At 69.9% G+C, this 23480-nt stretch carries 24 protein-coding genes and 1 pseudogene; 13 read left to right on the forward strand and 12 right to left on the reverse strand.

Translation table 11 applies throughout. From position 1 onward, the window contains the following. The first annotated feature begins 19 nt into the window (after window positions 1-19). Together A3CQ_RS0139575 and A3CQ_RS0139580 are read left to right on the forward strand one after the other, a co-directional pair. Complete coding sequence (locus tag A3CQ_RS0139575) at window positions 20-982, forward strand: sigma-70 family RNA polymerase sigma factor (RefSeq protein ID WP_020516511.1); 963 nt, start codon at window positions 20-22, stop codon at window positions 980-982. A gap of 30 nt (window positions 983-1012) precedes the next feature. After that, entirely contained in the window at window positions 1013-1522 is a 510-nt protein-coding gene (locus A3CQ_RS0139580) for a pyridoxamine 5'-phosphate oxidase family protein (RefSeq protein WP_020516512.1), read from the forward strand. Here the strand turns inward: A3CQ_RS0139580 and A3CQ_RS0139585 are convergent. The 3 genes from A3CQ_RS0139585 to A3CQ_RS0139595 all read right to left on the reverse strand — a co-directional run bounded on the left by A3CQ_RS0139585 (window position 1503) and on the right by A3CQ_RS0139595 (window position 5124). Next, a complete protein-coding gene (locus A3CQ_RS0139585) occupies window positions 1503-2411 on the reverse strand; it encodes a ribonuclease Z (RefSeq protein ID WP_040433906.1) in 909 nt (302 codons plus the stop codon). The genes A3CQ_RS0139580 and A3CQ_RS0139585 overlap by 20 nt on opposite strands. A gap of 286 nt (window positions 2412-2697) precedes the next feature. After that, window positions 2698-3648, reverse strand: coding sequence for a polyphosphate kinase 2 (gene ppk2, locus A3CQ_RS0139590; protein WP_020516514.1), 951 nt, complete (start codon window positions 3646-3648; stop codon window positions 2698-2700). Window positions 3649-3678: 30 nt separating this feature from the next. Then, window positions 3679-5124 (reverse strand): CYTH and CHAD domain-containing protein, encoded by a 1446-nt coding sequence (locus tag A3CQ_RS0139595; protein WP_020516515.1) that lies wholly within the window; start codon window positions 5122-5124, stop codon window positions 3679-3681. 120 nt (window positions 5125-5244) lie between these two features. Here A3CQ_RS0139595 and A3CQ_RS61850 point away from each other — a divergent pair, with 120 nt between their 5' ends. After that, window positions 5245-5409, forward strand: coding sequence for a hypothetical protein (locus A3CQ_RS61850; RefSeq protein ID WP_020516516.1), 165 nt, complete (start codon window positions 5245-5247; stop codon window positions 5407-5409). Between the two features lie 3 nt (window positions 5410-5412). Here the strand turns inward: A3CQ_RS61850 and A3CQ_RS0139605 are convergent, their stop codons facing one another. The 5 genes and pseudogenes from A3CQ_RS0139605 to A3CQ_RS0139625 form a co-directional block, all read right to left on the reverse strand. Then, a complete protein-coding gene (locus A3CQ_RS0139605) occupies window positions 5413-5733 on the reverse strand; it encodes a hypothetical protein (protein WP_020516517.1) in 321 nt (106 codons plus the stop codon). Between the two features lie 122 nt (window positions 5734-5855). Next, a pseudogene (locus A3CQ_RS0139610) lies at window positions 5856-6502 on the reverse strand (nucleotidyl transferase AbiEii/AbiGii toxin family protein). Between the two features lie 10 nt (window positions 6503-6512). Beyond that, complete coding sequence (locus A3CQ_RS0139615; RefSeq protein WP_020516519.1) at window positions 6513-6836, reverse strand: hypothetical protein; 324 nt, start codon at window positions 6834-6836, stop codon at window positions 6513-6515. Between the two features lie 77 nt (window positions 6837-6913). Beyond that, a complete protein-coding gene (gene msrA, locus A3CQ_RS0139620; RefSeq protein ID WP_026206719.1) occupies window positions 6914-7576 on the reverse strand; it encodes a peptide-methionine (S)-S-oxide reductase MsrA in 663 nt (220 codons plus the stop codon). 48 nt (window positions 7577-7624) lie between these two features. After that, on the reverse strand, window positions 7625-8038 hold the full coding sequence (locus A3CQ_RS0139625) for an HIT family protein (RefSeq protein WP_020516521.1): 414 nt from the start codon (window positions 8036-8038) through the stop codon (window positions 7625-7627). 24 nt (window positions 8039-8062) lie between these two features. Between A3CQ_RS0139625 and A3CQ_RS0139630 the strand changes: the two genes are divergently transcribed. From A3CQ_RS0139630 to ilvA, 3 genes are read left to right on the forward strand one after another with little or no spacing between them, the layout of a single operon-like run. Further along, window positions 8063-9214, forward strand: a complete 1152-nt coding sequence (locus A3CQ_RS0139630; RefSeq protein WP_026206720.1) for a cystathionine gamma-synthase — start codon at window positions 8063-8065, stop codon at window positions 9212-9214. A 22-nt stretch (window positions 9215-9236) separates the two neighbouring features. Next, window positions 9237-10595 (forward strand): amidase, encoded by a 1359-nt coding sequence (locus A3CQ_RS0139635; RefSeq protein WP_026206721.1) that lies wholly within the window; start codon window positions 9237-9239, stop codon window positions 10593-10595. 21 nt (window positions 10596-10616) lie between these two features. Continuing rightward, window positions 10617-11861, forward strand: coding sequence for a threonine ammonia-lyase (ilvA, locus tag A3CQ_RS0139640; RefSeq protein ID WP_020516524.1), 1245 nt, complete (start codon window positions 10617-10619; stop codon window positions 11859-11861). Between the two features lies 1 nt (window position 11862). On the opposite strand, the gene greA is transcribed toward ilvA, so the two are convergent. Together greA and A3CQ_RS0139650 are read right to left on the reverse strand one after the other, a co-directional pair. After that, window positions 11863-12357 (reverse strand): transcription elongation factor GreA, encoded by a 495-nt coding sequence (gene greA / locus A3CQ_RS0139645; protein WP_020516525.1) that lies wholly within the window; start codon window positions 12355-12357, stop codon window positions 11863-11865. A gap of 140 nt (window positions 12358-12497) precedes the next feature. After that, a complete protein-coding gene (locus A3CQ_RS0139650) occupies window positions 12498-12920 on the reverse strand; it encodes a DUF4307 domain-containing protein (protein ID WP_026206722.1) in 423 nt (140 codons plus the stop codon). An 87-nt stretch (window positions 12921-13007) separates the two neighbouring features. On the opposite strand from A3CQ_RS0139650, the gene mca reads away from it, so the two are divergent. The 3 genes from mca to A3CQ_RS0139665 all read left to right on the forward strand — a co-directional run bounded on the left by mca (window position 13008) and on the right by A3CQ_RS0139665 (window position 17056). Next, window positions 13008-13889 carry a mycothiol conjugate amidase Mca gene (gene mca, locus A3CQ_RS0139655; RefSeq protein ID WP_020516527.1) on the forward strand — a complete coding sequence of 294 codons (882 nt, stop codon included), beginning with the start codon at window positions 13008-13010 and terminating at the stop codon, window positions 13887-13889. Between the two features lie 17 nt (window positions 13890-13906). Beyond that, complete coding sequence (locus A3CQ_RS0139660; RefSeq protein WP_020516528.1) at window positions 13907-14263, forward strand: hypothetical protein; 357 nt, start codon at window positions 13907-13909, stop codon at window positions 14261-14263. 249 nt (window positions 14264-14512) lie between these two features. Next, window positions 14513-17056 (forward strand): EAL domain-containing protein, encoded by a 2544-nt coding sequence (locus A3CQ_RS0139665; RefSeq protein WP_026206723.1) that lies wholly within the window; start codon window positions 14513-14515, stop codon window positions 17054-17056. A 41-nt stretch (window positions 17057-17097) separates the two neighbouring features. Here the strand turns inward: A3CQ_RS0139665 and A3CQ_RS0139670 are convergent, their stop codons facing one another. Together A3CQ_RS0139670 and A3CQ_RS0139675 are read right to left on the reverse strand one after the other, a co-directional pair. Continuing rightward, the gene (locus A3CQ_RS0139670) at window positions 17098-17994 is read right to left on the reverse strand and encodes a nucleotidyl transferase AbiEii/AbiGii toxin family protein (RefSeq protein WP_026206724.1); all 897 of its coding nucleotides are present in this window, start codon (window positions 17992-17994) and stop codon (window positions 17098-17100) included. Then, the gene (locus A3CQ_RS0139675; protein WP_020516531.1) at window positions 17987-18577 is read right to left on the reverse strand and encodes a type IV toxin-antitoxin system AbiEi family antitoxin domain-containing protein; all 591 of its coding nucleotides are present in this window, start codon (window positions 18575-18577) and stop codon (window positions 17987-17989) included. The genes A3CQ_RS0139670 and A3CQ_RS0139675 overlap by 8 nt, the downstream gene beginning before the upstream one ends. A gap of 89 nt (window positions 18578-18666) precedes the next feature. Between A3CQ_RS0139675 and A3CQ_RS0139680 the strand changes: the two genes are divergently transcribed. From A3CQ_RS0139680 to A3CQ_RS0139695, 4 genes are read left to right on the forward strand one after another with little or no spacing between them, the layout of a single operon-like run. Further along, the gene (locus A3CQ_RS0139680; RefSeq protein ID WP_020516532.1) at window positions 18667-20667 is read left to right on the forward strand and encodes a thioredoxin domain-containing protein; all 2001 of its coding nucleotides are present in this window, start codon (window positions 18667-18669) and stop codon (window positions 20665-20667) included. A 28-nt stretch (window positions 20668-20695) separates the two neighbouring features. Then, window positions 20696-21838 (forward strand): 5-(carboxyamino)imidazole ribonucleotide synthase, encoded by a 1143-nt coding sequence (locus A3CQ_RS0139685; RefSeq protein ID WP_026206725.1) that lies wholly within the window; start codon window positions 20696-20698, stop codon window positions 21836-21838. Next, window positions 21838-22335, forward strand: coding sequence for a 5-(carboxyamino)imidazole ribonucleotide mutase (purE, locus tag A3CQ_RS0139690; RefSeq protein ID WP_020516534.1), 498 nt, complete (start codon window positions 21838-21840; stop codon window positions 22333-22335). Before A3CQ_RS0139685 ends, purE begins: the two co-directional genes overlap by 1 nt. A gap of 56 nt (window positions 22336-22391) precedes the next feature. Next, entirely contained in the window at window positions 22392-22823 is a 432-nt protein-coding gene (locus tag A3CQ_RS0139695; RefSeq protein ID WP_157296893.1) for a glutaredoxin domain-containing protein, read from the forward strand. Window positions 22824-23480: the final 657 nt, after the last annotated feature.

A 23480-nucleotide genomic window follows, 5' to 3' on the forward strand; every position in this document is an offset into this window, starting at 1 on the left:
ACGGGGGAGGAGGTGGGACGTGGCGGTCGATGTGATCACCAGGGCCCGGGCCGGCGACGAAGACGCGTTCCGGGAGCTGACCGAGCCGCACCGCGGGGAGCTGCGCGTGCACTGCTACCGGATGCTCGGCTCGCTGCAGGACGCCGAGGACGCCCTGCAGGACACGATGCTCGCGGCCTGGCAGGGGCTCGCGGAGTTCGAGGGCCGGGCCTCGATGCGCACGTGGCTGTACCGGATCGCCACCAACCGGTGCCTGAACGCCCGCCGGTCGGCCGCCCGCCGCCGGGCGAAGGAGTGGGACGTGCCGGGGGTCGAACCGCCCGAGCCGACCCGGCTGGGCGAGGTCGTCTGGCTGGAGCCGATCCCGGACGCGCTGCTGGGGCCCGAGGATCTCTACGAGCGGAGCGAGACGATCTCGCTGGCCTTCGTCACCGCCCTGCAGACCCTGCCGCCCCGGCAGGTCGCCGTGCTGATCCTGCGTGACGTGCTGGGCTTCCACGCCGACGAGGTGGCCGCCATGCTCGACACCAGCGTCGACGCGGTCAAGAGCGCCCTCAAGCGAGCGCGGGCCGCGCTACCCCCGCAAAACGCGCAAAAGCCGGCAGACGACACCACGGCCGAGGACGCCATCGTCGAACGATTCGTCCGAGCGTGGGAGGCCGCCGACATCGACGCGCTGGTCGACCTGCTGACCGACGACGTCTTCATGTCGATGCCGCCGATCCCCTTCGAGTACGTGGGGCGCGACCTCGTCGCCCGGTTCAGCGCCGGCATCTTCGCCGCGGGCCGCCGCTTCGACCTGATCCCGGCCCGGGCCAACGGCCAGCCCGCGTTCGGCGCCTACCTGCGCGGCCCGAACGGCGTCGGCCGCCCGGTCGGCCTCTACGTGCTCGGCCTCAGCGGCGACCGGATCAGCGCGCTGACCCGGTTCGAGACGAGCGTGCTGCCCTCTTTCGGTCTCCCCGAGCGAAGCCACCGATGAATCCGGGCCGCGACGGCGGTCTAATCGGGCATGAGCGAACCACGGGAAACCACAAACATCGACCGTTACGGTGACGCCGAGCTGCCGTGGAGCCGGGCCCAGAGCGCGCTCTCCACGCCGGCCTCCCCGGCGATCACGCATTTCCTGGGCACCTGCCGCCCGGACGGGACCCCGCACGCCGCGGGGGTCGGCGCGCAGTGGCTGGACGGCCACCTCTACTTCACCAGCAACCCCACCACTCGCAAGTCCCGCGACCTGGCCGTCAACCCGCGCTGCACCATCTCCGTACGGCTGCCCGGGATCGACCTCGTGCTCGAGGGAACGGCGGCCCGGGCGACCGAGACCGAGACCCTCGAGCGGATCGCCGCCGCCTATCGGGACGGCGGCTGGCCGGCCCAGGTCGAGGGCGACGCGCTGACCGCGCCGTTCAGCGCGCCGAGCGCCGGGCCGCCGCCGTGGCACGTCTACCGGTTCACGTTCGACACCGTGGTGGGAGTCGCGACCGAGGAGCCGTACGGCGCTACCCGCTGGCGTTTCTAGGCGGGAACGGGATGCGCATCAGGTCCTCGGCCAGGATGATCTCGCCGGCGAACTCGGGGCGAGCTTCGTCGAGGTACCGGGACGCGTCCTGATAACGCTGCGAAAAATGCGTCAGGACCAGCTTGCGTACGCCCGACACGCGCGCGACCGACGCTGCCTGCGCCGCCGTCAGGTGCCCGACCATCTCGGCCATCGTCGCGTCCTCGTCGAGGAACGTCGACTCGATCACCAGCACGTCGACGCCCTCGGCCAGGGCGAAGACGTTGTCGCACAGGCCGGTGTCCATGACGAACGCGAAGCTCTGGCCGGGGCGGGCCACGCTGACCTGCTCGAGCGTCACGTCGCCGAGCCGTCCCGCGCGCTGCAGCTCGCTCACGGCCGGCCCGGCGATGCCGTGCGCGGCCAGCAGCTCCGGCACCATGCGGCGGCCGTCCGGTTCGTCGAGGCGGTATCCGTACGTGGGAAGGGAATGCCAGAGTGGCAGCGCCGTGAGTCGCCCCACCGAGGTCTCCGCCGTGAAGCTCGCGCCGCTCACCGGGGCCGCGACGATGTCGGCGTTGTCCCAGTAGCTCGTGGCGTGCCGCAGGCGGTCGTAGAACTCCTGGCCGGCCGCGGGGTAATGGACGGCGACCGGGTGCGGCACCTTGTCCAGCGAGATGCGCTGCAGGGTGCCGGGCAGGCCGAGGCTGTGGTCGCCGTGGAAGTGCGTGACGCAGATGCGGGTGATCGGGGTGACGGCGAGGCCGGCCAGGAGCATCTGGCGCTGGGTGCCCTCGCCCGGGTCGAAGAGGATCACCTCGTCGTCGAAGCGCAGCAGGTAGCCGTTGTGATTGCGGTGCCGGGTCGGCACCTGGCTCGCGGTGCCGAGCACGGCTAGCTCACGCGTCACGGAACGGGCTCCAGATATGGGTCGACCCCCGGGGTTCTTTCCACGCGTACGTGGTCCGGTCGGACAAGGCCGGATCCCCGGGGGTCGGGTGGCTGCCTGGTATTAGCCTCGACCGCTGCCACACGGTCTCGACGTCTTACTTCCAAACAGAACGAAGCTGTCGAGGACAGCGGCTAGCGGACAGCCACCTCACGAGTCCCGTTGGTATACAACTTCGGACCACCTCCCTTCACGTGTACGGCCACGCTATCGAGACGGCGGTCCGAGCGCCAACGTTTTTAAATCACTACAGGCGAGGGAATACGCGCGGTGACATCTCCATGCCCTCGACGGCGAGCGAGGCGGGGCCGACGATCAGCGGATCGGCGTTGCCGACCACCTCGTCGTCCTTGTTCTCGTAGTCGAAGCGGCTCAGCACGTGGCGCATCGCTTCCAGCCGGGCCCGCTTCTTGTCGTTGCTCTTCACCACCGTCCAGGGCGCGTCCGCGGTGTCGGTGTAGAAGAACATCGCCTCCTTGGCCTCGGTGTACTCGCCCCACTTGTCGAGCGAGGCCAGGTCCATCGGCGAGAGCTTCCATTGGCGTACGGGATCGACCTGGCGGATGGCGAAGCGGGTGCGCTGCTCGCCCTGGGTGACCGAGAACCAGAACTTGATCAGGTGGATACCGGAGCGGACCAGCATGCGCTCGAGCTCGGGGGTCTGCCGCATGAACTCCAGGTACTCGGCGCGGGTGCAGAAGCCCATGACCCGCTCGACGCCGGCCCGGTTGTACCAGGAACGATCGAACAGCACTATCTCGCCGGCGGCCGGCAGGTGATCGATGTAGCGCTGGTAGTACCACTGCGTGCTCTCGCGCTCGCTCGGCTTCTCGAGCGCGACCACGGAGGCGCCGCGCGGGTTCAGATGCTCCATGAAGCGCTTGATCGTGCCACCCTTGCCGGCGGCGTCCCGCCCCTCGAAGAGCACCACCATCCGCTCACCGGTGGTCTTGCAGTGGTTCTGGAACTTCAGCAGCTCGATCTGCAGCAGCCGCTTGTCGTGGTCGTACTGCTGGCGGGACATCCGCTCGTCGTACGGGTAGTCCTCCCGCCACGTGTCGACCGGGCTGCCGTCCGCGTTCAGCAGCACCGGGTCGTCATCGTCGTCGTCGGCGACCCGGTAGCCGCCCAGCGCCGCGATCGGCCCGTGGTACGGCTCGGTGGTCTGCTCGTCCTGGTACTCCGTCTCCGCCTGCATGCCGAGATTCTTACCCCGTACAGATGAACCTCAGCCGATCCAGCGACGAAGCTTCTTCTTTCGCGAGGCTTCCACCACCACGGGCAACTCGGCGTACGTGTCCTTGCCGACCTGTTCCTGGCGGGCCCAGAGCACGCCGAACCAGAAACTGTCGGGCCCGAGCTCGTGCAGCAGCTCGCGGGCGACCACCGAGTCCTGGTGCGCGCCGAGCACGTCCTGCAGGTCGGTCAGGGCGTTGACCAGGGCCTTCCCGTTCTTGCCGGCGGCCGGAGCAAAAACTTCAACGGCATAACGAGCTTTCTTGTACGCCTTGCGCGCGTCATGAAGCTCCGCGTCGACGCCGTCGGCGAACGCGGTGTCGAGCAGGCCGTCGGCCTTGTGCAGGCTCTTGCGGGCCCGGCGCAACTGGTCGGGCTCGCCGTTGCCGGGGAGCGAGGACAGCTGGTCCACCTTGTCGAGCAGGGCCAGGTAGCGCTCGCTCTCCAGGGCCTCGGCCAGCGCGGCCCGGCCCTCGTCGACCTGAGCGTCGAGGTGGTGCCGGATGCGGTCGGCGGCGTCGGCGAAGTCGGGGCCGGCCTGCTCCACCTCGGCGAGCAGCTTGCCCCTCTGCACCTGGCCGTCGCGCACCTGGCCGAGCAGGTCGGCGAGCCACTTCAGCTCGTCGCCGACCTCCTCGAAGCCGGGGAACGAGCGCTTGAACGTCTTCAGGGTGCTGCGCAGCCGACGGGTCGCCACCCGCATCTTGTGCACGGCCTCGGGGGCGCCCTGCCGGACTCCCGGGTCGAACTCGGTGAGGGCCTCGCGCTGCTCACGGGCGTACAGGAAAACGGGGTTCTTGGTCTTTCTGAGGTTTGTCGGCGGTGTCGGCGCCGGCGTCTTCGCGAGGCGGCCGTTGAGGGCGCGGGCGACCTTGGAGGGGCCGGCGGCCGGCCTGGCGCCCGCGCTGAGCAGGCGGCGCTCCACCGCCTCCAGCACGTCGGGGCTGCCCTCGACCAGCTCGACCTCGACCTCCTGCCAGCGCTGGGTCACGCCGCCGGACTCGGCGATCACGCTGTCTTGAGCGACCAGGGCGAGCGTGTGGCCCGCGGCGTCGCGCAGCGGCGTCTCCACCCGGTGCGTGCGCAGGCGGGCGATCGGCTTGAGCTGCTCCCGCCGGATGATCGCCCGGACCTGGCCGCGCAGCTCGGCCGGCACCTTGTTCTTGTCGCCGCCGTTGAGGGGCAGGCGATGCTCGGTGCGGCTGCCGCCGCTGCCCGGGGTCTTGAGATGCCAGCCGGCGTCGCCGCCGCCCGTGCGCCGGCGCAAGGTCCGGCGGTTCCGCATCAAGGTCAGCTCGTCGGTGTCGAAGTACGTGGCGTCCAGGTCATGGGTCTCGGCCTCGGCGACGTCGCATATACCCGCCGTGCCCGCCAGCGCTGGCAGCACGAAGCTCTCCGGGACATCGTATTTACGCTCAGTTTCGCTGGCGATCTCCATCTGTTCATGTTGCCCGACCAGGGCCCCCCAACACAGACCAATCGATTGGCAGGTTGTGCACAGCTTCGTCTCAGCTCGGCCTGGCACCGTGGATATCTCGTCGCGGCAGGGAGGTCGCTCATGGAGAAGCCGGACACTAAGCGGGTGTCGCTGGCCGGGCTTGGCTTGCTCAGTGCGGGAGCGGTGCTCGGCATCGCGCTCGCGACCCCGGCGTCCGCCGCGTCGTCCGACAATCCCCGGCCGCCGAGGCCGCCGGCGTCGCCGATCGTCGAGCAGAAGGAATAGGTCCTACCGAAAGCCGCCGCCGCTGCGTAGATAAAGCGCGCGGGAGTAATTCGCGGTGGCGGCGCCGAAATACATCGTGGCGAGGCCGACGTGGAAGCTGTTGTCGGTCAGCGCGTTCTTCGAGTTCGCCGATTCCGCCCATCGGATCTCCGCGTCCGAGGCGCTGATCCCGCGGCGCTCGCAGCGCAACCGGTTCATCTCCTTGCCGAGCTTCCAGGTCTCGAGCGCGGCCTCCGCCTGCTGCATCATCGTGCGCGCCTGGTCGGACAATGATTCGGCGAGAGCCCAGGCGGCCCGCTCCTCCTCGCTGTTGAACGCTGGCATGGTGCACCTCCCGGCGTATTAGCGCGTCGATCCCCAGTGTGCGGATCATGTCGGGACATGTCGATCTTTTTCAGCCCCCCGCGTGAAATCAACCCCCGCCACTTGCCGGGTCTCCAGCGCCGCTACGCCAGGTCGCTCCGCCACCTGGCGAAGCGCTCGCGAAGATCTGAGATTGCAGAGGAGCCGACGCCGTAGGGCGCAAAAGCGGCATCGCTGATCTGGTCCAGAGCACCCAGCGCGCCGGCGAACATCGCGCGGTCGAAACCGGAGTCGGCGTTCTCCGCGAGTTGCAGAAGCTCTTCGCTCGAATATCTGCCGCTGACCAATACGGCGTCGATGTCAAGAAAGTCTCGCGGCAGCGCGCGGCCATACAGCGCTGCCATCTTGTTGCCGACAGCGTCGTCCGGATGCAGCACCGGTCCGATGCTGAGGCTCACCGGCGGATGTGCGCGCCAGTCGGCGGCCAACTCCATCTTCTGGGGTTCCGCGCCATCTTCGCCGGTCCTGGTGACCAGCAGCCGGGCGAAGGTGTCCGCACGGGCATCGATTTCGACCGCATAACCGCTGTCCGTCAAAGCCTCGATGACCAGATCGGTGACGGCGGGGAAGTCGGCCCGGCGATCCCAATCCGTAAGAGATCCACATCGCCGCTCGGGCGATCGCCCATGCCATGGGCGCGGACGGCGTATCCACCCGCGAGAGCGAGTCCGTATTCATTGCCTGCGGCCTGAAGCGCGATCTCAGCGAGCCGCCGGTGGCGCGGATCCATGCCGGGGACCTTACGCGGCGGTCGCCCCGGGATCAGTCCGCTTCAGCTCGGGGAAGCGCTCCTCCCAAGCCCTGCGCAGGTCGGGAGGCAGCCAGATCGAGGGCCAAAGCTGAGTGAGTGTCGCCTGATCGAGGAACGTGTGGAGATCCTCCGGCTTGGTGGCCTCGATCAGGATCGTGCGGTAGAGATCGACGATCCGGCCGGGGCCATCAAGGTCGTAATCCGCGGAACCGGACCAGTCGAGGTGGCGCGGCAGCGTGACGACGCCGGCCGTGCGGCCACGCAGCGACGTGAGATCGTCCGCGACGACGATTGGCTTGGCATATCGGCGCACGAGGGATCACCTCCTCCGTCGCCATGGTCTCATGCGAGCAGGCGCCCGAAGGTGGGCGCCCGCCCATTGTTGTCGGGTTACTCGGCGACTCGGGCCACGCCGACCGGGCAGGTCATGCCGTTCGGGCCGTGGTTGCAGTAGCCGTAGGGGTTCTTCGCGTCGGACAGGTACTGCTGGTGGTAGTCCTCGGCGTAGAAGAACGTGGTCAGCGGCTTGATCTCGGTGGTGATGTCGCCGTGGCCGGCCTTCGTGACCACCGGCTGGAACGCCTGCTCGGAATCGCGCGCGATCCGCAGCTGGTCGTCGCTGGTCGTGTAGATCGCGGACCGGTACTGGGTGCCCACGTCGTTGCCCTGGCGCATGCCCTGGGTCGGGTCGTGGTTCTCCCAGAAGGCCTTCAGCAGGTCCTCGTACGCGATCTTGCTGGGGTCGTAGACGACCTGGACCACCTCGGCGTGCCCGGTCGAGCCGGAGCAGGCCTCCTCGTAGGTCGGGTTCGTGGTGAACCCGCCCGCGTAGCCGGCGGCGGTCGAATACACACCCGGGAGGCGCCAGAAGATACGCTCCGCGCCCCAGAAACAGCCCATACCGAAGACCGCGACCTCGTAGCCCTCCGGCCACGGACCCTTCATCGGGGTGCCGAGGACGACGTGCTTGGCGGCGACCGGCATCTCCAGGAGACGGCCGGGCAGCGCCTGGTCGGGGGTGGGCAGCTCGAGCTTCTTGTACCGCAGGAACACGGTCACTCCCTTCATCCGGTCTCTGCAACGCCGGAAGTTAGGCAACCCTTACCCGAGTTCGGAGGCTATCTTCGCGGCGTAGTCGGTGGCTTCCTCGTCGCCGGCATAGCGGGTCCGGGGCCAGAAGAACCCCTTCAACCCGTCCCCTTTTGTCCGAGGCACCACATGCGTGTGCAGATGCGGAACAGACTGCGAAACGACGTTATTTATCGCGACAAAGGTGCCCTGCGATCCGAGCGCCGCCGGCACGGCCGCCGCGACCCGCTGCACCAGTCCGAAATATCCCGGTAAATCGGAAGGCGGCAAATCCGGCAACGTCACCACGTGCTGACGGGGAACCACCAGCACATGCCCCTTGAACACCGGCCGGGTATCGAGGAACCCGACCCCATCAGGCGAATCGACCACCTTGAAAGCGGGCAAAGACCCCGCCACGATCGCACAGAACAAGCAGTCCGCCACCTGCTGAGACTAGCCTTGCGCAGCATGACGGCTAACAGCTACGGCTTCGACACCCTCGCCATCCACGCCGGCCAGGAACCGGACCCGCGGACGGGCGCGGTGGTGCCTCCGATCTACCAGACGAGCACCTACGCGCAGGACGCCGTCGGCGCGCCCCGGCTCGGGTACGAGTACGCCCGGTCCGGCAACCCGACCCGCGACGCGCTCCAGGAGTGCCTCGCGGCGATCGAGGGCGGTCGTCGCGGCCTGACCTTCGCGAGCGGACTCGCGGCCGAGGACACGCTGTTGCGGGCCGTCTGCCGTCCCGGCGACCACGTCGTCATTCCCGGCGACGCGTACGGCGGAACCTATCGCCTTTTTGCGAAAGTGGCCGAGAACTGGGGCTTGGACTGGACCGCCGTCCCGCTGGACGACCTGGACGAGGTGCGGGCCGCGTTCCGCCCCGGCCACACCCGGATGATCTGGGCCGAGACCCCGACGAACCCGCTGCTCAACGTGGCCGACGTCGCCGCGCTGGCCGCCCTCGCCCACGAGTACGACGCGATGCTGGTCGTCGACAACACGTTCGCCTCGCCGTACCTGCAGCAGCCGATCGCGCTCGGCGCCGATGTCGTCGTGCACTCCACCACCAAGTACCTGGGTGGACACTCCGACGTGGTCGGCGGCGCGCTGGTCACCGCCACCGACGGCCTCGGCGACACGCTCGCGTTCCACCAGAACGCCATGGGCGCCGTCAACGGTCCGTTCGACGCCTGGCTGACGCTTCGAGGGATCAAGACATTGGGCGTACGCATGGAACGGCACTGCGACAACGCCGAGCGCATCGTCGGATTCCTCAGCGAGCACACCGCCGTGGAGAGCGTCCTCTATCCGGGTCTCGAGTCGCACCCGGGGCACGAGACAGCGGCCAAGCAGATGCAGCGGTTCGGCGGAATGGTCTCGTTCCGCGCGGCGGGCGGTCCCGAGGCGGCGATCGCGATCTGCAACCGGACGAAACTGTTCGTGCTGGCCGAATCGCTCGGCGGAGTCGAATCGCTGATCGAGCACCCGGGACAGATGACACACCTGTCGGCTGCGGGCTCACCGCTTGAAGTACCCGCCGATCTCGTGCGACTGTCTGTCGGCATCGAAAGCGTTGACGATCTGCTCGCCGACCTCGAGCAGGCGCTGGGCTGACACCTACAACACGGAGCACGGCATGTCGGACGGCACGAGCTGGGTGGGCGCCACCGCGAAGCAGATCTCCCGGGCGGTACGGCGCGGTGACGTGTCGGCCACCCAGGTCATCGCGGACACGATCGAGCAGATCGCGGTCTCCGACCCGTCGCTGGACGCGTTCCGTGTGGTTCGGGCCGGCGAGGCGCTCTCCGAGGCGGAGAAGGTCGACGACCAGGAAGACCTGGCCAACCTGCCGCTGGCCGGCGTGCCGGTCGCGGTGAAGGAGAACACCGCCGTGGCCGGCCTGCCCACCTGGGACGGCTCGGCCGCGGCCCGCAAGCCGATCGCCGAGCAGGACCACGAGGTGGTACGCCGGCTGCGCGGGGCCGGCGCCATCGTGGTCGGGGTGACCCGGATGCCCGAGATGGGCCTGTGGGGGGTCACCGACGATCAGGAGGCCGCCACCCGCAACCCCTGGGACCGCGACCGTACGCCGGGCGGCTCGTCCGGCGGCTCGGCGGCCGCGGTGGCGGCCGGGCTGGTGCCGATCGCGCAGGGCAACGACGGGCTCGGCTCGATCCGCATCCCGGCGGCCTGCTGCGGGCTGGTCGGCCTGAAGCCGGGCCGCGGCGTGATCCCGGCCGAGCTCGGCACCAACGACTGGTTCGGGTTCGCCGAGAACGGCGTCCTCACCACCACCGTGGCCGACGCCGTGCTGGGCTTCTCGGTGCTCGCCGGGCGCGACCCGGTGAAGCTGGTCGAGCCGGGCAAGCTGCGGGTCGGCGTGTCGACTCGGTCGCCGGTCGTCGGCGTACGGCTGGATGATCCGAACCGCGGCGCGGTGGCCACGGTCGCGAAGCTCCTGACGCAGGCCGGCCACGACACGGTGACGGCCGAGCCGCGCTATCCGACGGCGCTGGGCCTGCGGGTGCTGGCCACCTGGTTCGCCGCCGCCTACCGCGAGTCGCAGGGCCTGGACATCAGCAAGCTGCAGCCGCGCACCCGGCAGCACATCCGGCTCGGCAAGTGGACGTCGCGCACCGGGCTGGTCCGGCAGGCGCACCGGGACGCCTGGCGCGAGAAGTCGATCCAGTTCTTCGCCGACAAGAACGTGGACGTGCTGCTCACTCCGGCGCTGGCGTCGGCGCCGCCGCCGGCCGAGCAGTACTCCTCCGGCTCGTGGCGGCACAACATGGCCGTGAACATGCGGTACGCGCCGTACGCCGCGCCCTGGAACGTGGCCGGCCTGCCGGCGATCGTCTTTCCGGTCGGCATCCGCCCGGACGGACTGCCGCTGGCCGTGCAGATCGTCGGGCCGCCCGACTCCGAGCTGCTGCTTCTTTCGATCGCCGGCCTGCTCGAGGTCGCCAACCCCTGGCAGCGTCACGCCTTCGGGTGATCAAGTGGCACGATCGATGCTATGACCGCCGTGCCGCTGGACCTGCTTTCGCTCACCGACATCGAGGCCGCGCGCGAGCTGCTGACCGGGGTCGTCGAGACCACCCCCGTGATCCACTCGCGTCCGCTGTCCGACATCACCGGCGTCCCGTCGTGGCTGAAGTGTGAGAACCAGCAGCGTGCCGGGTCGTACAAGGTGCGCGGGGCGTACACCCGAATCGCCAGGCTCTCGGACGACGAGCGCAAGCGGGGCGTCGTGGCCGCCAGCGCCGGAAATCACGCCCAGGGTGTGGCGCTCGCGGCGAAGATGCTGGGCGCCAGCGCCACCGTTTTCATGCCGGAGGGTGCGCCGCTGCCCAAGGTCACGGCAACCAGGGGGTACGGGGCGGCGATCGAGTACGCCGGGACGAGCGTCGACGACGCGCTGGACGCGGCACGCCAGTTCGCCGACGAGACCGGGGCGGTGTTCATCCACCCGTTCGACCACCCGGACATCATCGCCGGGCAGGGCACGGTCGGCCTGGAGATCCTCGAACAGCTGCCCGAGACCGCGACGATCGTCACCGCGGTCGGCGGCGGCGGGCTCGTCTCGGGTCTCGCGGTGGCGGTGAAGGCGCTGCGACCGGAGGTACGCGTCATCGGCGTGCAGGCCAGCGGCGCCGCGTCCTTTCCGGCCTCGCTGGCCGCGGGCGCGCCGCGCAAGCTCGAGCGCTGCTCGACGATCGCCGACGGCATCGCCGTGCTGCGGCCGGGTGAACTGACGTTCGCGCACGTCAGCAAGCTGGTCGACGACGTCGTGACGGTCACCGACGAAGACCTCTCGGCGGCGCTGCTGATGCTGCTGGAGCGGCACAAGATGGTGGTGGAACCGGCCGGGGCGGCGGGCGTGGCGGCGCTGATGACCGGCGCCGCGGTGCCGGCCGAGGGCGGGCCGGTGGTGGCGATCCTCTCCGGCGGCAACGTCGACCCGATGCTGCTGCTGCGGGTGATCGAGCACGGTCTGACGTCGGCCGGGCGTTTCCTGCGGCTGGCCGTGCGCTGCGACGACCGGCCGGGGGAGCTGGCCCGGCTGCTCGGCGAGATCGCCGAGCAGCGGGCGAACGTGGTGGATGTGGCGCACTCGCGGCAGAGCCCACGGCTGGGCTTCGGCGAGGCGGAGGTGGCGCTGTCGGTCGAGACCCGCGGCCCGGACCACTCGGCGGCGCTGATCAGCGCTCTGCGGGGCGCCGGTTACCGGGTGGCACTGCTGGCCGACGCCACCCCGTGACTCATCCCTCGAAGGGGCCGAACTCGACGACTGTGACCTTGATGTCGGCGCCGCTCGGGGCCGTGTAGGTCACGGTCTGACCGGCGCCGCTGCCGAGGATGGCCTTGCCGAGCGCCGACTCGGGGCTGTACACGGTGAGGTCGGTGGTCGAGGCGATCTCGCGGGACCCGAGCAGGAACGTCTCGGTGTCGGTCTTGTCGTCGTCGAAGTAGATCGTGACGACCGACCCGGGCTGGATCGACTCCGCCTTCTGCACCTCGCCGACCTCGGCGTTACGCAGGAACTCCTTCAGGTACTGAATGCGGCCTTCCTGTTTGCTCTGCTCCTCGCGGGCGGCGTGATAGCCGCCGTTCTCCCGCAAATCGCCCTCCTCGCGGCGCGCGTTGATCTCCGCGGCGACCGAGGGCCGCGCGGCGATCAGCTCGTCGAGTTCGGCCTGCAGCCGGTCGTGAGCGTCCTGAGATAGCCAAGTCTTGGGCGCCTCTGAACTGGACACGGTCGATCTCCTTGCTGGAACGGGAAACGCTCAGCATCGCCGTTGCATGCTGAACGGAGCGAATCACTTAGCTTACCAGCGGTATGCACTCCGCCTGGATTGCTCGATCTTGCACTATTCACACCGGCGCCGGGAGGGGGTTATTTGGCGGGTTGACAACTCATCACGTCGCCCACCGAGCCCCGTTTCGAGGTGGTCACCGTTTCCTCGGCCTCGATCGTGGTGGCGCCCGGATCGGCGGGTTTCACGACGACCGTACGGGTGCCGACCTCGTAGCCGCCGTAGTCGCGGGCGCGCAGGACGCACTCCGCCGATTTCCCGGCCGGCACCCGGACCGTGAACTTGATCGTCATGGTGGTGTCGCTCGGCTCCTGCCAGCCGACGATCTGCGGCTGGTAATCGGTCTGGCCGTACCTCTGGTAGAGCTTCACCGACAGCAGCACGGACGCCGCGATCACCAGCGCCAGGATGACGATCGGCAGCACCGACCGGCGGCGGCCGTCGCGCCGGCGCCCGTAGCGACCCGGCGGGAAGACCGGGTTTGTGGTGTGCGTCTCGCTCACCTGATGACCTCTCGTGCGTTTCTTGTCGGTGGGATCGGCCAGAATGGCAGGGTCCATCTTCGCACTCCGTTAAAGAGGAGTTCTTCGGTGACCGAGCAGCTGCGCCTCATGGCCGTGCACGCCCACCCCGACGACGAGTCGAGCAAGGGCGCCGCGACCATGGCGAAATACGTCGCCGAGGGCGTGAGCGTGCTGGTCGCCACGTGTACCGGCGGGGAGCGCGGCAGCGTTCTCAACCCGAAGATGGACCGCCCCGAGGTGCTGGCCGACATCGCCAACATCCGCCGGGCCGAGATGACCAGGGCGCGCGAGATCCTCGGGGTCGACCAGGCCTGGCTCGGCTTCGTCGACTCGGGCCTGCCCGAGGGCGACCCGCTGCCCCCGTTGCCCGAGGGCTGCTTCGGCCTGCAGGACCCGGAGGAAGCGGCCAAGCCCCTGATCAAGCTGATTCGCGAGTTCCGGCCGCACGTCATGACGACGTACGACGAGAACGGCGGCTACCCGCACCCCGACCACATCATGTGCCACAAGATCTCGGTCGTGGCCTTCGACGCCGCCGGCGACCCGGAGAAATACCCCGAGCTGGGCGAGCCGTGGCAGCCGCTGAAGCTGTACTACAACTCCGGCTGGACCAGGGCGCGCATGCTCGCGCTGCACGAGGGCATGCTCGCCGCGGGCCTCGAGTCGCCGTACACGGAGTGGCTCGAGAAATGGTCCGACCGCGACGACCGGGGCGACAAGATCACCACCCGGGTCGAGTGCGGGGAGTACTTCGGCGTCCGCGACGACGCGCTGCGTGCCCACGCCACCCAGGTCGACCCCGACGGGTTCTGGTTCCGCATCCCGCTCGAGCTCCAGCAAAAGGTCTGGCCCACGGAAGACTTCGAGCTGGCCCGCTCCCTGGTCGACAGCCCCGTCCCTGAGTCCGACCTCTTTGCGGGCATCCACGAGTCCGTCGACGCCCGTTAAAGCAGTACGATCGGGGGGTGGACGTCAACTTCGCGGTCAACAACTTCGGTGACACCCGGTCGGGCGGCCTTGCCGGCCCGATGGGGTTGTTCGTCATCGTGCTGATGTCCATAGCGACTGTTTTGCTGATTCGCAATATGAACAAGCGCTTGCGTCGGCTTCCCGACAGTTTCCCTGACGCAGAGCAGACACAGCGTGAGGCTGAGATCGCGCGGCTGAACGCCGATCTCGAGCAGTCCGATGTCGAATCACTTCGCCCTGACGTCGATCAGAATCGATCCTCGGACGACCACGCCGCTGTGGAAGCCGAGGTCAAAGGCGATACTACTAAGAGTGACGAAGCTCTTGCGGAAGGCGATCAGCGCCACGTTTGACCACGTCGGAGACGGTTCGCTGACGGAAAGCGTCAATACTCTCCGTATTGGTCAGACAAAAGCCGAACACGGGTCGTACGTCAACCCTTGTTGTGTTCATCGGGATTGATTTAGCCTTCCGCCGGGGGTCTCAATGACCCTCGACCCTGCGCGGAAGGGGGCGCCGAAAATGACCATCCCCCGCCCCCGGCTTTCGCTCCTGCAGATGCACGTGCATTCGCGAGTGCCGCTCGTGAACAGGGACAACTCATGACCGCCCCACCCGTCGCCGGGACGGGCGTCCGTCGATCGTGGACAGCCACGGCGGGTCTCGCCGGGCGCTCCCGAGCCGTCCGCGCATTGACCGCGGCGGTCGTCTCCGCGGCGGTTCTGGTGTCCGTCGGCGGGGTCCTGCTGCCCGTCGACCGCCCGGCCGATCGTCCACTCTCGGTAATGGCCGGAGTGGGCTTGGCGGCACTGCTTGTAGCGGCCGGCCAGCTTGCCCGGCTGCGCTTCCGGCTCGGTCGCGGCGTCGTCTCCGTGTCCTGGGGCGAGGCCGCCTTCATCATCGGCTTCGTCGTCGCCCCGCCCGGCTGGCTGCCGCTGGCCACCCTCGCCGGCGCGGCCATCGCCTGGGCGCTGCTGTCCTGGCTGGACGAGCACCGCAACATCGCCGAGGTGGCGCACCTGTCCGCGTCCCTGTCGCTCGGCGCGGCCGGCGCCGCCACCGTGGCCCGGGTGATCGGCGGTGACGCGCCGGTGCTCAGCGTGCAGACGCAGGGCGCCCTGGTCGCCGGTGCCCTCGCGTACCTGCTGATCACGTTCGGGCTGGCCGCGCTCACTCTGACCGTGCACCACGACGCCGCCACCTCACAGATCTTCGCTCGTATCCCGTACGCGAAGATCCCGATGTTTGTCGGTAATGTCCTGGTCGGACTCGGCGCCGTCTTCGCCCTGGTGCGCGGCCCGGTGTGGTTGCTCGCATTCGTTCCCGGGCTGTGGCTGCTCCAGCGCACCTACCGCTTCCACCTGCGCGCCGCCGAGGAGCGCCGGATGTGGGAGGCGTTCGCCGCGGCCACCGCCGCCATGCCCGGCGGCGCCCTGTCCGATGTGGCCGCCGCCGGCCTGCGCGGCGCACTCGACGTCTTCGGCGCCCGGCGCGTCGAGATCGAGGTGCGCGGCGCCGGTGGCGAGCGTCGTTACGCCGAGGACGGCCCCGGACAGGACAGCGTCCTGCCCGGACTGCCCGGCCCGGCGATAACCCGGTCGATGGCGATCGCCGGCGAGGTCGTCGGCGAGCTCACGGTCTGGCTGGCCGACCCGATGCTGCCCGCACCCCGCGACGAGGCCGCGATCTCGGCCTACGGCGATGTGCTCGCCGCGGCGCTGCATGATGCCGCGGCCCGGGAACAGGTAGCCGAACTGCGCGACCGCGCCGAGCACGACGGCAGCCACGATCAGCTCACCGGTCTGCGCAACCGCGGCAGCCTGTTGTCCGGCGGCGACAAGCTGCTGCGCGACCTCGAGCGCGACCGGCACGTCGCCCTGCTGCTGCTCGACATCAAGGGCTTCCGCGAGGTCAACGGCACCCTCGGCCACCGCTGCGGCGACGAGGTGCTCAAGCTGGTCGCCGAGCGCCTCACCGAACTGTCCCGCGAGAACGACCTGATCGCGCGCACCGGCGACGACGAGTTCGCGCTGCTGATCCCGGCGATCACCGCGCTGGCCGACTCGGCCACCCCGCTGCACGAGAGCCCGAGCCCGCTGCCGATGACGGTGCGGCGGGCCCGCGAGCTGGTCGAGCACCTCGCGCTGCCGATGGAGGTGTCCGGCGTACGGCTGGCGGTGGAGATTGTGGTCGGTGTGGTCGTGGCCCGGGCCGGCCGCGTCGAGCTGGCCGAGCTGGTCCGCCGCGCGTCGCTCGCCCTCGACCAGGCCAAGCGGCAGGAACTGGCGATCGCCACCTACGACACCAGCCAGGACGCGATGACCACCGACGAGCTGGCGCTGCTGGCCGAGCTGCAGGACGCGCTCGCCGCCGACGACCAGATCGTGCTGAACCTGCAGCCCGCGGTCGACCTGATCACCGCCGCGCCGACCGGCGTCGAGGCCCTGGTGCGCTGGCGTCACCCGCGCCGGGGCCAGCTCTCCCCGAACGACTTCATCCGGACCGTCGAGCACACCGAGCTGCTGACCCCGTTCACCCGCCGGGTGCTCGACCTCGCGCTGCAGGCCGCGGGCGCCTGGAGCCTGGCCGGCGTCGAGCTCCCGGTCTCGGTGAACGTCTCGGCCCGCAGCCTGCTCGACCCCGGCTTCCCCGCCCAGGTGGCCGAGGCCCTGCGCCGCCACCGCGCCCCCGCCAGCAGCCTGGTCCTCGAGATCACCGAGTCGGTCGCGGTCAGCGACCAGCCCATCGTCGACGACGTCCTGACCGAGCTCCGCGACGCGGGCGTACAACTTTCGCTGGACGACTTCGGCACCGGCTACTCCTCGCTGGCGATAGTCACCCGAGCCCCGGTCGACGAGATCAAGATCGACCGCTCGTTCGTGGACGACATGATCGATTCCGCGGCGGCCGAGGCGGTGGTCCGCGGAGCCGTCGAGCTGGGCGCCCGGCTCGGCGTCCGCGTGGTCGCCGAGGGCGTCGAGACGACCGAGCAGCGGGCCGCCCTGATCGAGCTGGGCTGCCCCAACGCCCAGGGCTACCACTTCTGCAAGCCCATGCCGGCCGACCGTATTGTCCAGGCGTTGACGCAGCTTTTCGAGGCCTCCCCCGACAACATCCGCCCGCTGCGGGCCGACGACGCCTCCTGACGGCGGACCGCAAACGTAGTTGCGGTGTTCCGCAGCAAGGCCTAGGCCCAAGAGCCGGCGCCGGGGTCCCAGGTCGCCTCGGGCCGGATCCAGTCGAGGATCACCGGGTCGGCGAAGCCGATCACCCGCTCGAGGACCTCGTCGAATGTGGCCGGAAGTTGGCCGGTCAGCTGCTGCTTGCGGCGCCAGGCCAACCATTTCGGCTGGGCCACGCCAGACCATCCAGCCAGGACCTCTGCCAGCGCGACCAGGCGGACCTCTCGATGGGCGGCAACCCCGGTCAGCGAGGCACGCAGGTCCGTGCCCCGGATCGGGTGGCGGCCGCACAGCGTGTGCACGTCGGCGAAATCGCGCCAGCGCGTGTTGGTCTGGCCGCGATCGATGGCGGTGACGATCTTCTCGGCATGCACCATGGCGAGCGGATAGCCGAGCAGATGCACGTCGCGGCCCAGTAGGCCGGGCAGCACGACCGTCTCAGGAGCCGGCCGGATCGGGTCGCCGACGTTGATGTCCACGTGGAAGGTGATCTCGGCCGTCGCGATGCTCGCCCGAAGACTCACGCGAACGCCCTGGTAATTGTCGCCTTCGCGGATGGTCTCGGCGTTCGCCGTCCCGGGCAGAAACCGCAGACCGTCGTTGGCCTCGACGTCGGCGATGTCGCGAACCAGAGCGAGCATGCTCGACAGATCGTTGGAGAGCCTCTGTCCTTGGAAGTCGATGTCGCGAGTGGGTCGACGAGATCCGTAGGCCGCGAGCAGGACACCGCCCTTGAGTACCAGGCTGGAGGCGTGCGGCGAGATCGTCAACCGCGAGAGGAAGCATTCCAGTGCGTAGAGATGGAGAAGTTCTTGGGTCGTTCGACGGGTGCGGCGTGCGAGGTTCTGTAGGTCGAGGTAGATGCGGCCGCCGGTGGTCGCGCGTGTGGGGCGGCTAGTCATATTGAAGAATCTCCAGGGCCTTGGTGATCGGCTTGACGGCTCGGGGGAAGTTGCGGGCCATCTCGTGCAGCGTCGCCGGGCTGTTTCCCGGGCGTCTCAGCCAGCGGCGAAGCGCGATGTAGGCGAGGTCCTCGCCTTCTCGGTGCCTGAGCCGGAATGCGTCGACGACGGATCGCACGGCACTGTAAAGACCGATGGTCACGGTGTCATCCACCGGCAACTCTGTGCGGCCGAGGTCGAACGTAGCCCGGTCGAACTGGTGCCAGGTCACGGGCGCCGTGGTCTGCGGGCGATGGGCGCCGGCCGGCACCGCCACGTCGATGCTGGCCGGGTTGGCGTCCGTGAGGTCGTGGTAGGCCAACGCCGTCGTCAGACACAGGGTGGCCAACGGGGCGCGCAGGGCGATTTCCAGGCGGTCGAGATCGACGATCCTGGACGCCCCGGTGCGCCGGTAGACGCCGCGGGAAATCTGGTCGATCGCGCCGGAGTCTCGCAGGGCGTAAAACCGGCGCTTGGGGACACCCGCCTCCCGCGCGCCGCGATAGGTGAACGTTTCCGGAAGGTGGTCCAGGTCGTCCGCCATCGCGGGCTCCATCATCCTGCGCGAGAATAAGTCTCTTAGAAGATAGCCTAGTCGGAGAAGTGTTCCCGGTGCCGTGAGAGGGTGGAGGTATGGCCAATCGCCTTGCGGGCGCCACCTCGCCCTACCTGCTCCAGCACAAGGACAACCCCGTCGACTGGTGGGAGTGGTCGGCCGAGGCGTTCGCTGAGGCCAGGCGGCGGGACGTGCCGGTGCTGATCTCGGTGGGGTATGCCGCCTGTCACTGGTGTCACGTGATGGCGCACGAGTCCTTCGAGGATGAGGGCATCGCCCGGGTGATGAACGACGGCTTTGTCGCGATCAAGGTGGATCGGGAGGAGCGGCCCGACGTCGACGCCGTCTACATGACCGCCACGCAGGCCATGACCGGGCAGGGCGGGTGGCCGATGACCGTGTTCGCGACGCCGGACGGCGATCCGTTCTTCTGTGGCACGTACTACCCGAAGCCGCAGTTCGCCCGGCTCCTCGGATCGGTGAGCGAGGCCTGGCGCGACCAGCGCGACGAGGTTGTCAAGCAGGGCGCGGCGGTGGTGCTGGCGATCGGTGGCGCCCAGTTGGTGGGTGGGCCGACCGCGCCGATCTCGGCGGAACTGCTTGCGGCCGCGGTCACCGCGCTTCTCAAGGACCAGGATCGGACGTACGGGGGATTCGGCGGCGCGCCGAAGTTCCCGCCGCACATGATTCTGTTGTTCCTGCTGCGGCACCACCAGCGGACCGATTCGGCCGAGGCGCTCGAGGTGGTCCGCGAGGCGGCCGAGCGGATGGGCCGCGGCGGCATCTACGACCAGCTCGCGGGCGGGTTCGCGCGCTACTCGGTCGACGCGCACTGGACGGTGCCGCACTTCGAGAAGATGCTCTACGACAACGCGCTGCTGCTCCGGGCGTACACCCAGTTGTGGCGCCTCACCGACGACCCGTTCGCCCGCCGGATCGCCGACGAGACCGCCGCCTTCCTGCTGCGCGACCTGGCCACCCCGGCCGGTGGGCTCGCTTCGTCGCTGGACGCCGACGCGGCGGGGGTGGAGGGTCTCACCTACGCGTGGACGCCGGCTCAGCTCACGGAGGTTCTGGGGGCGGAGGACGGCGCCTGGGCGGCCGACCTGTTCCGGGTCACCGAGCAGGGCACGTTCGAGCACGGCAGCAGCGTGCTCGTGCTCGCCCGGGACATCGACGCCGCCGAGCCGTCGTTGGTCGCGCGCTGGTCACGCGTACGGGAGAAATTGCTTGAAGCTCGCGCGGGCCGACCTCAGCCGACCCGCGACGACAAGGTTGTCGCCTCCTGGAACGGGCTCGCCGTGACCGCGCTGGCCGAACACGGCGCGCTGACCGGCGACGACACCACCCGGGTAGCGGCGATCGAGCTGGCCGAGGTGCTCGCCACCCGGCACCTGGTCGACGGACGGCTGCGGCGCGTCTCGCGGGATGGTGTGGCCGGCGAGCCGGCCGGGGTGCTGGAGGACTACGGCTGCGTCGCCGAGGCGTTCCTCGCCGTGCACCAGCTCACCGCCGACGGGCGCTGGCTCGGCCTGGCCAAAACACTGCTCGACGTGGGGCTCGCGCATTTCGGGACGGGTGAGGGCGGCTTCTACGACACCGCCGACGACGCGGAACGCCTGGTCACCCGGCCCGCCGACCCGACCGACAACGCGACACCCGCCGGCTTCTCGTCGGTCTGCGCGGCGCTGGTCGCCTACACCGCCCTGTCCGGCGACACCACCTACCGCGAGGCCGCCGACGTCGCGCTGGAGAAGGTGGCGCCGCTGATCGTGAGCCATCCGCGTTTCGCGGGCTACTCCGCCGCGGTGGCCGAGGCGGCGCTCTCCGGCCCGTACGAGATCGCTGTGAGCACTCTCGAAGCGCAAGATGACCTCGTGGCCCTGGCCCACCGCCATGCCCCGCCCGGCGCCGTGATCGTCGCCGGCGAGCCGGATCGCCCCGGAGTGCCCCTGCTGGCGGACCGGCCCCTGCTCGAGGGACGCGCGACCGCGTACGTCTGCCGTGGTTTTGTCTGCGACCGCCCGGTCAACGCCCCGGAGGCCCTCGTCGCGCGGCTGGGGTCGACCGAGGCTTGAGCTGGGGTGTCGCTAGGCTTGCGGGGCGATGGATACCCGAACCGGTCTGCCCGTAGTCGGCATGGTGGGCGGCGGCCAGTTGGCCCGGATGACCCACCAGGCCGCCATCTCCCTCGGCCAGTCACTGCGCGTGCTCAGCGTCTCGCCCGACGACAGCGCCGCCCTGGTGGCCGCCGATGTGCGCATCGGCACGCACACCGATCTCGCCGCGCTCCGTGAGTTCGCGAAGGGGTGCGACGCGCTGACCTTCGACCACGAGCACGTGCCGACCGCGCACATCGAGGCGCTCGAGGCCGAGGGCGTGAAGGTCTTCCCGGGGTCGAGAGCGCTGGTCTTCGCGCAGGACAAGGGACAGATGCGGGAGCGGCTCTCCGCGCTGGGCGCGCCCGTGCCCCGTTGGCGCCGCGTGGACACAACGAAAGAGATCGAGGCCTTCGCCGCAGGGGCCTGGCCCGTCGTGGCCAAGGCCGTCCGAGGCGGATACGACGGGCGGGGCGTCTGGCTGCTCTCCTCCCGAGAGGAGGCCGCCGAGCTGGTCGCCACCGGCACGCCGCTGATCGTCGAGGAGCGGGTGCCGCTGCGGCGCGAGCTGGCCGCGCTGGTCGCCCGCTCGCCGTTCGGGCAGGTCGCGGCGTACCCCGTGGTCGAGACCGTGCAGCGGGACGGCATCTGCGTCGAGGTTCTCGCGCCCGCGCCCGGCCTCGCCGACTCCCGCGCCCTCGAGGCACAGCAGCTCGCGATCGACCTGGCGACCGAGCTAGGCGTGGTCGGCCTGCTCGCCGTCGAGCTGTTCGAGACCGACGACGGCATCCTGGTCAACGAGCTCGCCATGCGCCCGCACAACTCCGGCCACTGGACGATCGAGGGCGCCCGCACGTCCCAGTTCGAGCAGCACCTGCGGGCCGTGCTCGACTACCCGATGGGCGCGACGACGCTGACCGCCCCCGCCGTCGCGATGGCCAACGTCCTCGGCGGCGAGCCCGGCGGCATCTCGATCGATGAGCGGCTGCACCACCTGTTCGCCACCGACCCCGGCGCCCGCGTCCACCTCTACGGCAAACAGGTCCGCCCCGGCCGCAAGATCGGCCACGTGACCGTGCTCGGCGACGACATGACCTCGGTCCGGGCCCGCGCGGTCCGCGCCGCGAAATGGCTGCAGGAAGGCGCGTAATGGCACCGCTGGTCGGCATCATCATGGGCAGCGACTCGGACTGGCCCACGATGGAGGCGGCCGCTCTCGCGCTCGCCGAGTTCGAGGTCCCGTTCGAGGTCGGCGTGGTCTCGGCCCACCGCACGGTCCGCAAGATGGTCGACTACGCCGAGTCGGCGGCCGACCGCGGCATCCGCGCGATCATCGCCGGCGCCGGCGGTGCCGCCCACCTGCCCGGCATGGTCGCGGCCCTCACCCCGCTGCCGGTGATCGGCGTACCGGTGCCGCTCAAGCACCTCGACGGCATGGACTCGCTGCTGTCGATCGTCCAGATGCCGGCCGGCGTGCCGGTGGCGACCGTGTCGATCGGCGGCGCCCGAAACGCCGGCCTGCTGGCGGTCCGCATCCTCGGCGCGTCCGACCCGGCGTTGCGCGCGAAGATGACCGCCTTCCAGGCAAGCCTCGAAAAGCTGGTGGCCGACAAGGACGCGGCCCTGCGCGAGCGTCTGCTGGGCTAACGCCCTCATCGATGTCTTGCCGCGTCTTGCCGCCCGCACAAGGTAGCGTCTTCGCCATGATGCGACGTTGGCGACTGTCGATCGGCATGTTCGTCCTGGCACTGTTCTTAGGCATCACATCGCTGGTCGCCGGCAACACCGGCACCGCCGTGATCCTGTTCCTGGTCTTCGCCGTCCTGGCCGCGCTGGTCTCGCCGCGCGCCTTCCCCAAATCGGTGACAGACGCCCGCGCCAAACAGCTGAGCGCCGCCGACGGCCGCGCAATCGTCTACTGGCGACCCGGCTGCCCGTTCTGCATGCGACTCCGTGCATCCCTCGGCCGCGACGCCCGCCGCCTCCATTGGGTCGACATCTGGGCCGATCCCGAGGGCGCGGCATCGGTCCGCGCCGTGGCCGACGGCAACGAGACGGTCCCGACGGTCATCGCCGCCGGCACCGCGATGGTCAACCCCGACCCGAGCAAGGTCCGAGAATTGGTCGCGCTTTAACTCTTCCCGTACGAGGCGAGCACAAGTCCTTGCCTTCCAAGCCCAGCCAGCTGCAACTCACCCTCCTCACGCCACAACCGGGCTGTCCCGGCCGCCAAGCCGATCCCACACCCGCCGTGCCCGCGCCCAGATGCCGCCGCGTGACGTGCCCCCGCCCCGGCGTCAAGCCCACTGCGTGATGTCCTCGCGCGTCTGGGCGGAGCCTGCTGCGCGACGTGCCCGCGCGTCTTGGCCGAGCCTGTTGCGCGACAACCCGCTCCCGGGGCCGGGCCCGTGCGCTACGTGCCCCGCCCCAGAGGTCCGGGGCCGCCGCCTACTTCGGCTGCGCCGAGTGATCCGGCCTCATCCGGATATTTCCCTTTTATCCGTCGGAAGCGAGGGGGCTGGGCGGAACGCAGGTGGGCAGAGCATCGGCGGGAGCGCGGGCCGTCGGAGCGCCGGTGGGCGTGGGGGCGTGGCGGCGGTGGGTGTGGCGGCGGTGGGTGTGGCGGCGGTGGGTGTGGCGGCGGTGGGTGTGGCGGCGGTGGGTGTGGCGGCGGTGGGCGCGGGTCGGTGGAGCGCTGGTGGGGCGTGGCGGCGATGAGCACCGGCGGGTGGAGCGGCGGAGATGGGTGTGGGCGGAGCGGCGGCGGTGGGTGCGCGGGTGGGCGGGGAGCG

Origin of the sequence: Paractinoplanes globisporus DSM 43857, from assembly GCF_000379645.1 — a bacterium.
In the GTDB taxonomy this organism is placed as follows: domain Bacteria; phylum Actinomycetota; class Actinomycetes; order Mycobacteriales; family Micromonosporaceae; genus Actinoplanes; species Actinoplanes globisporus.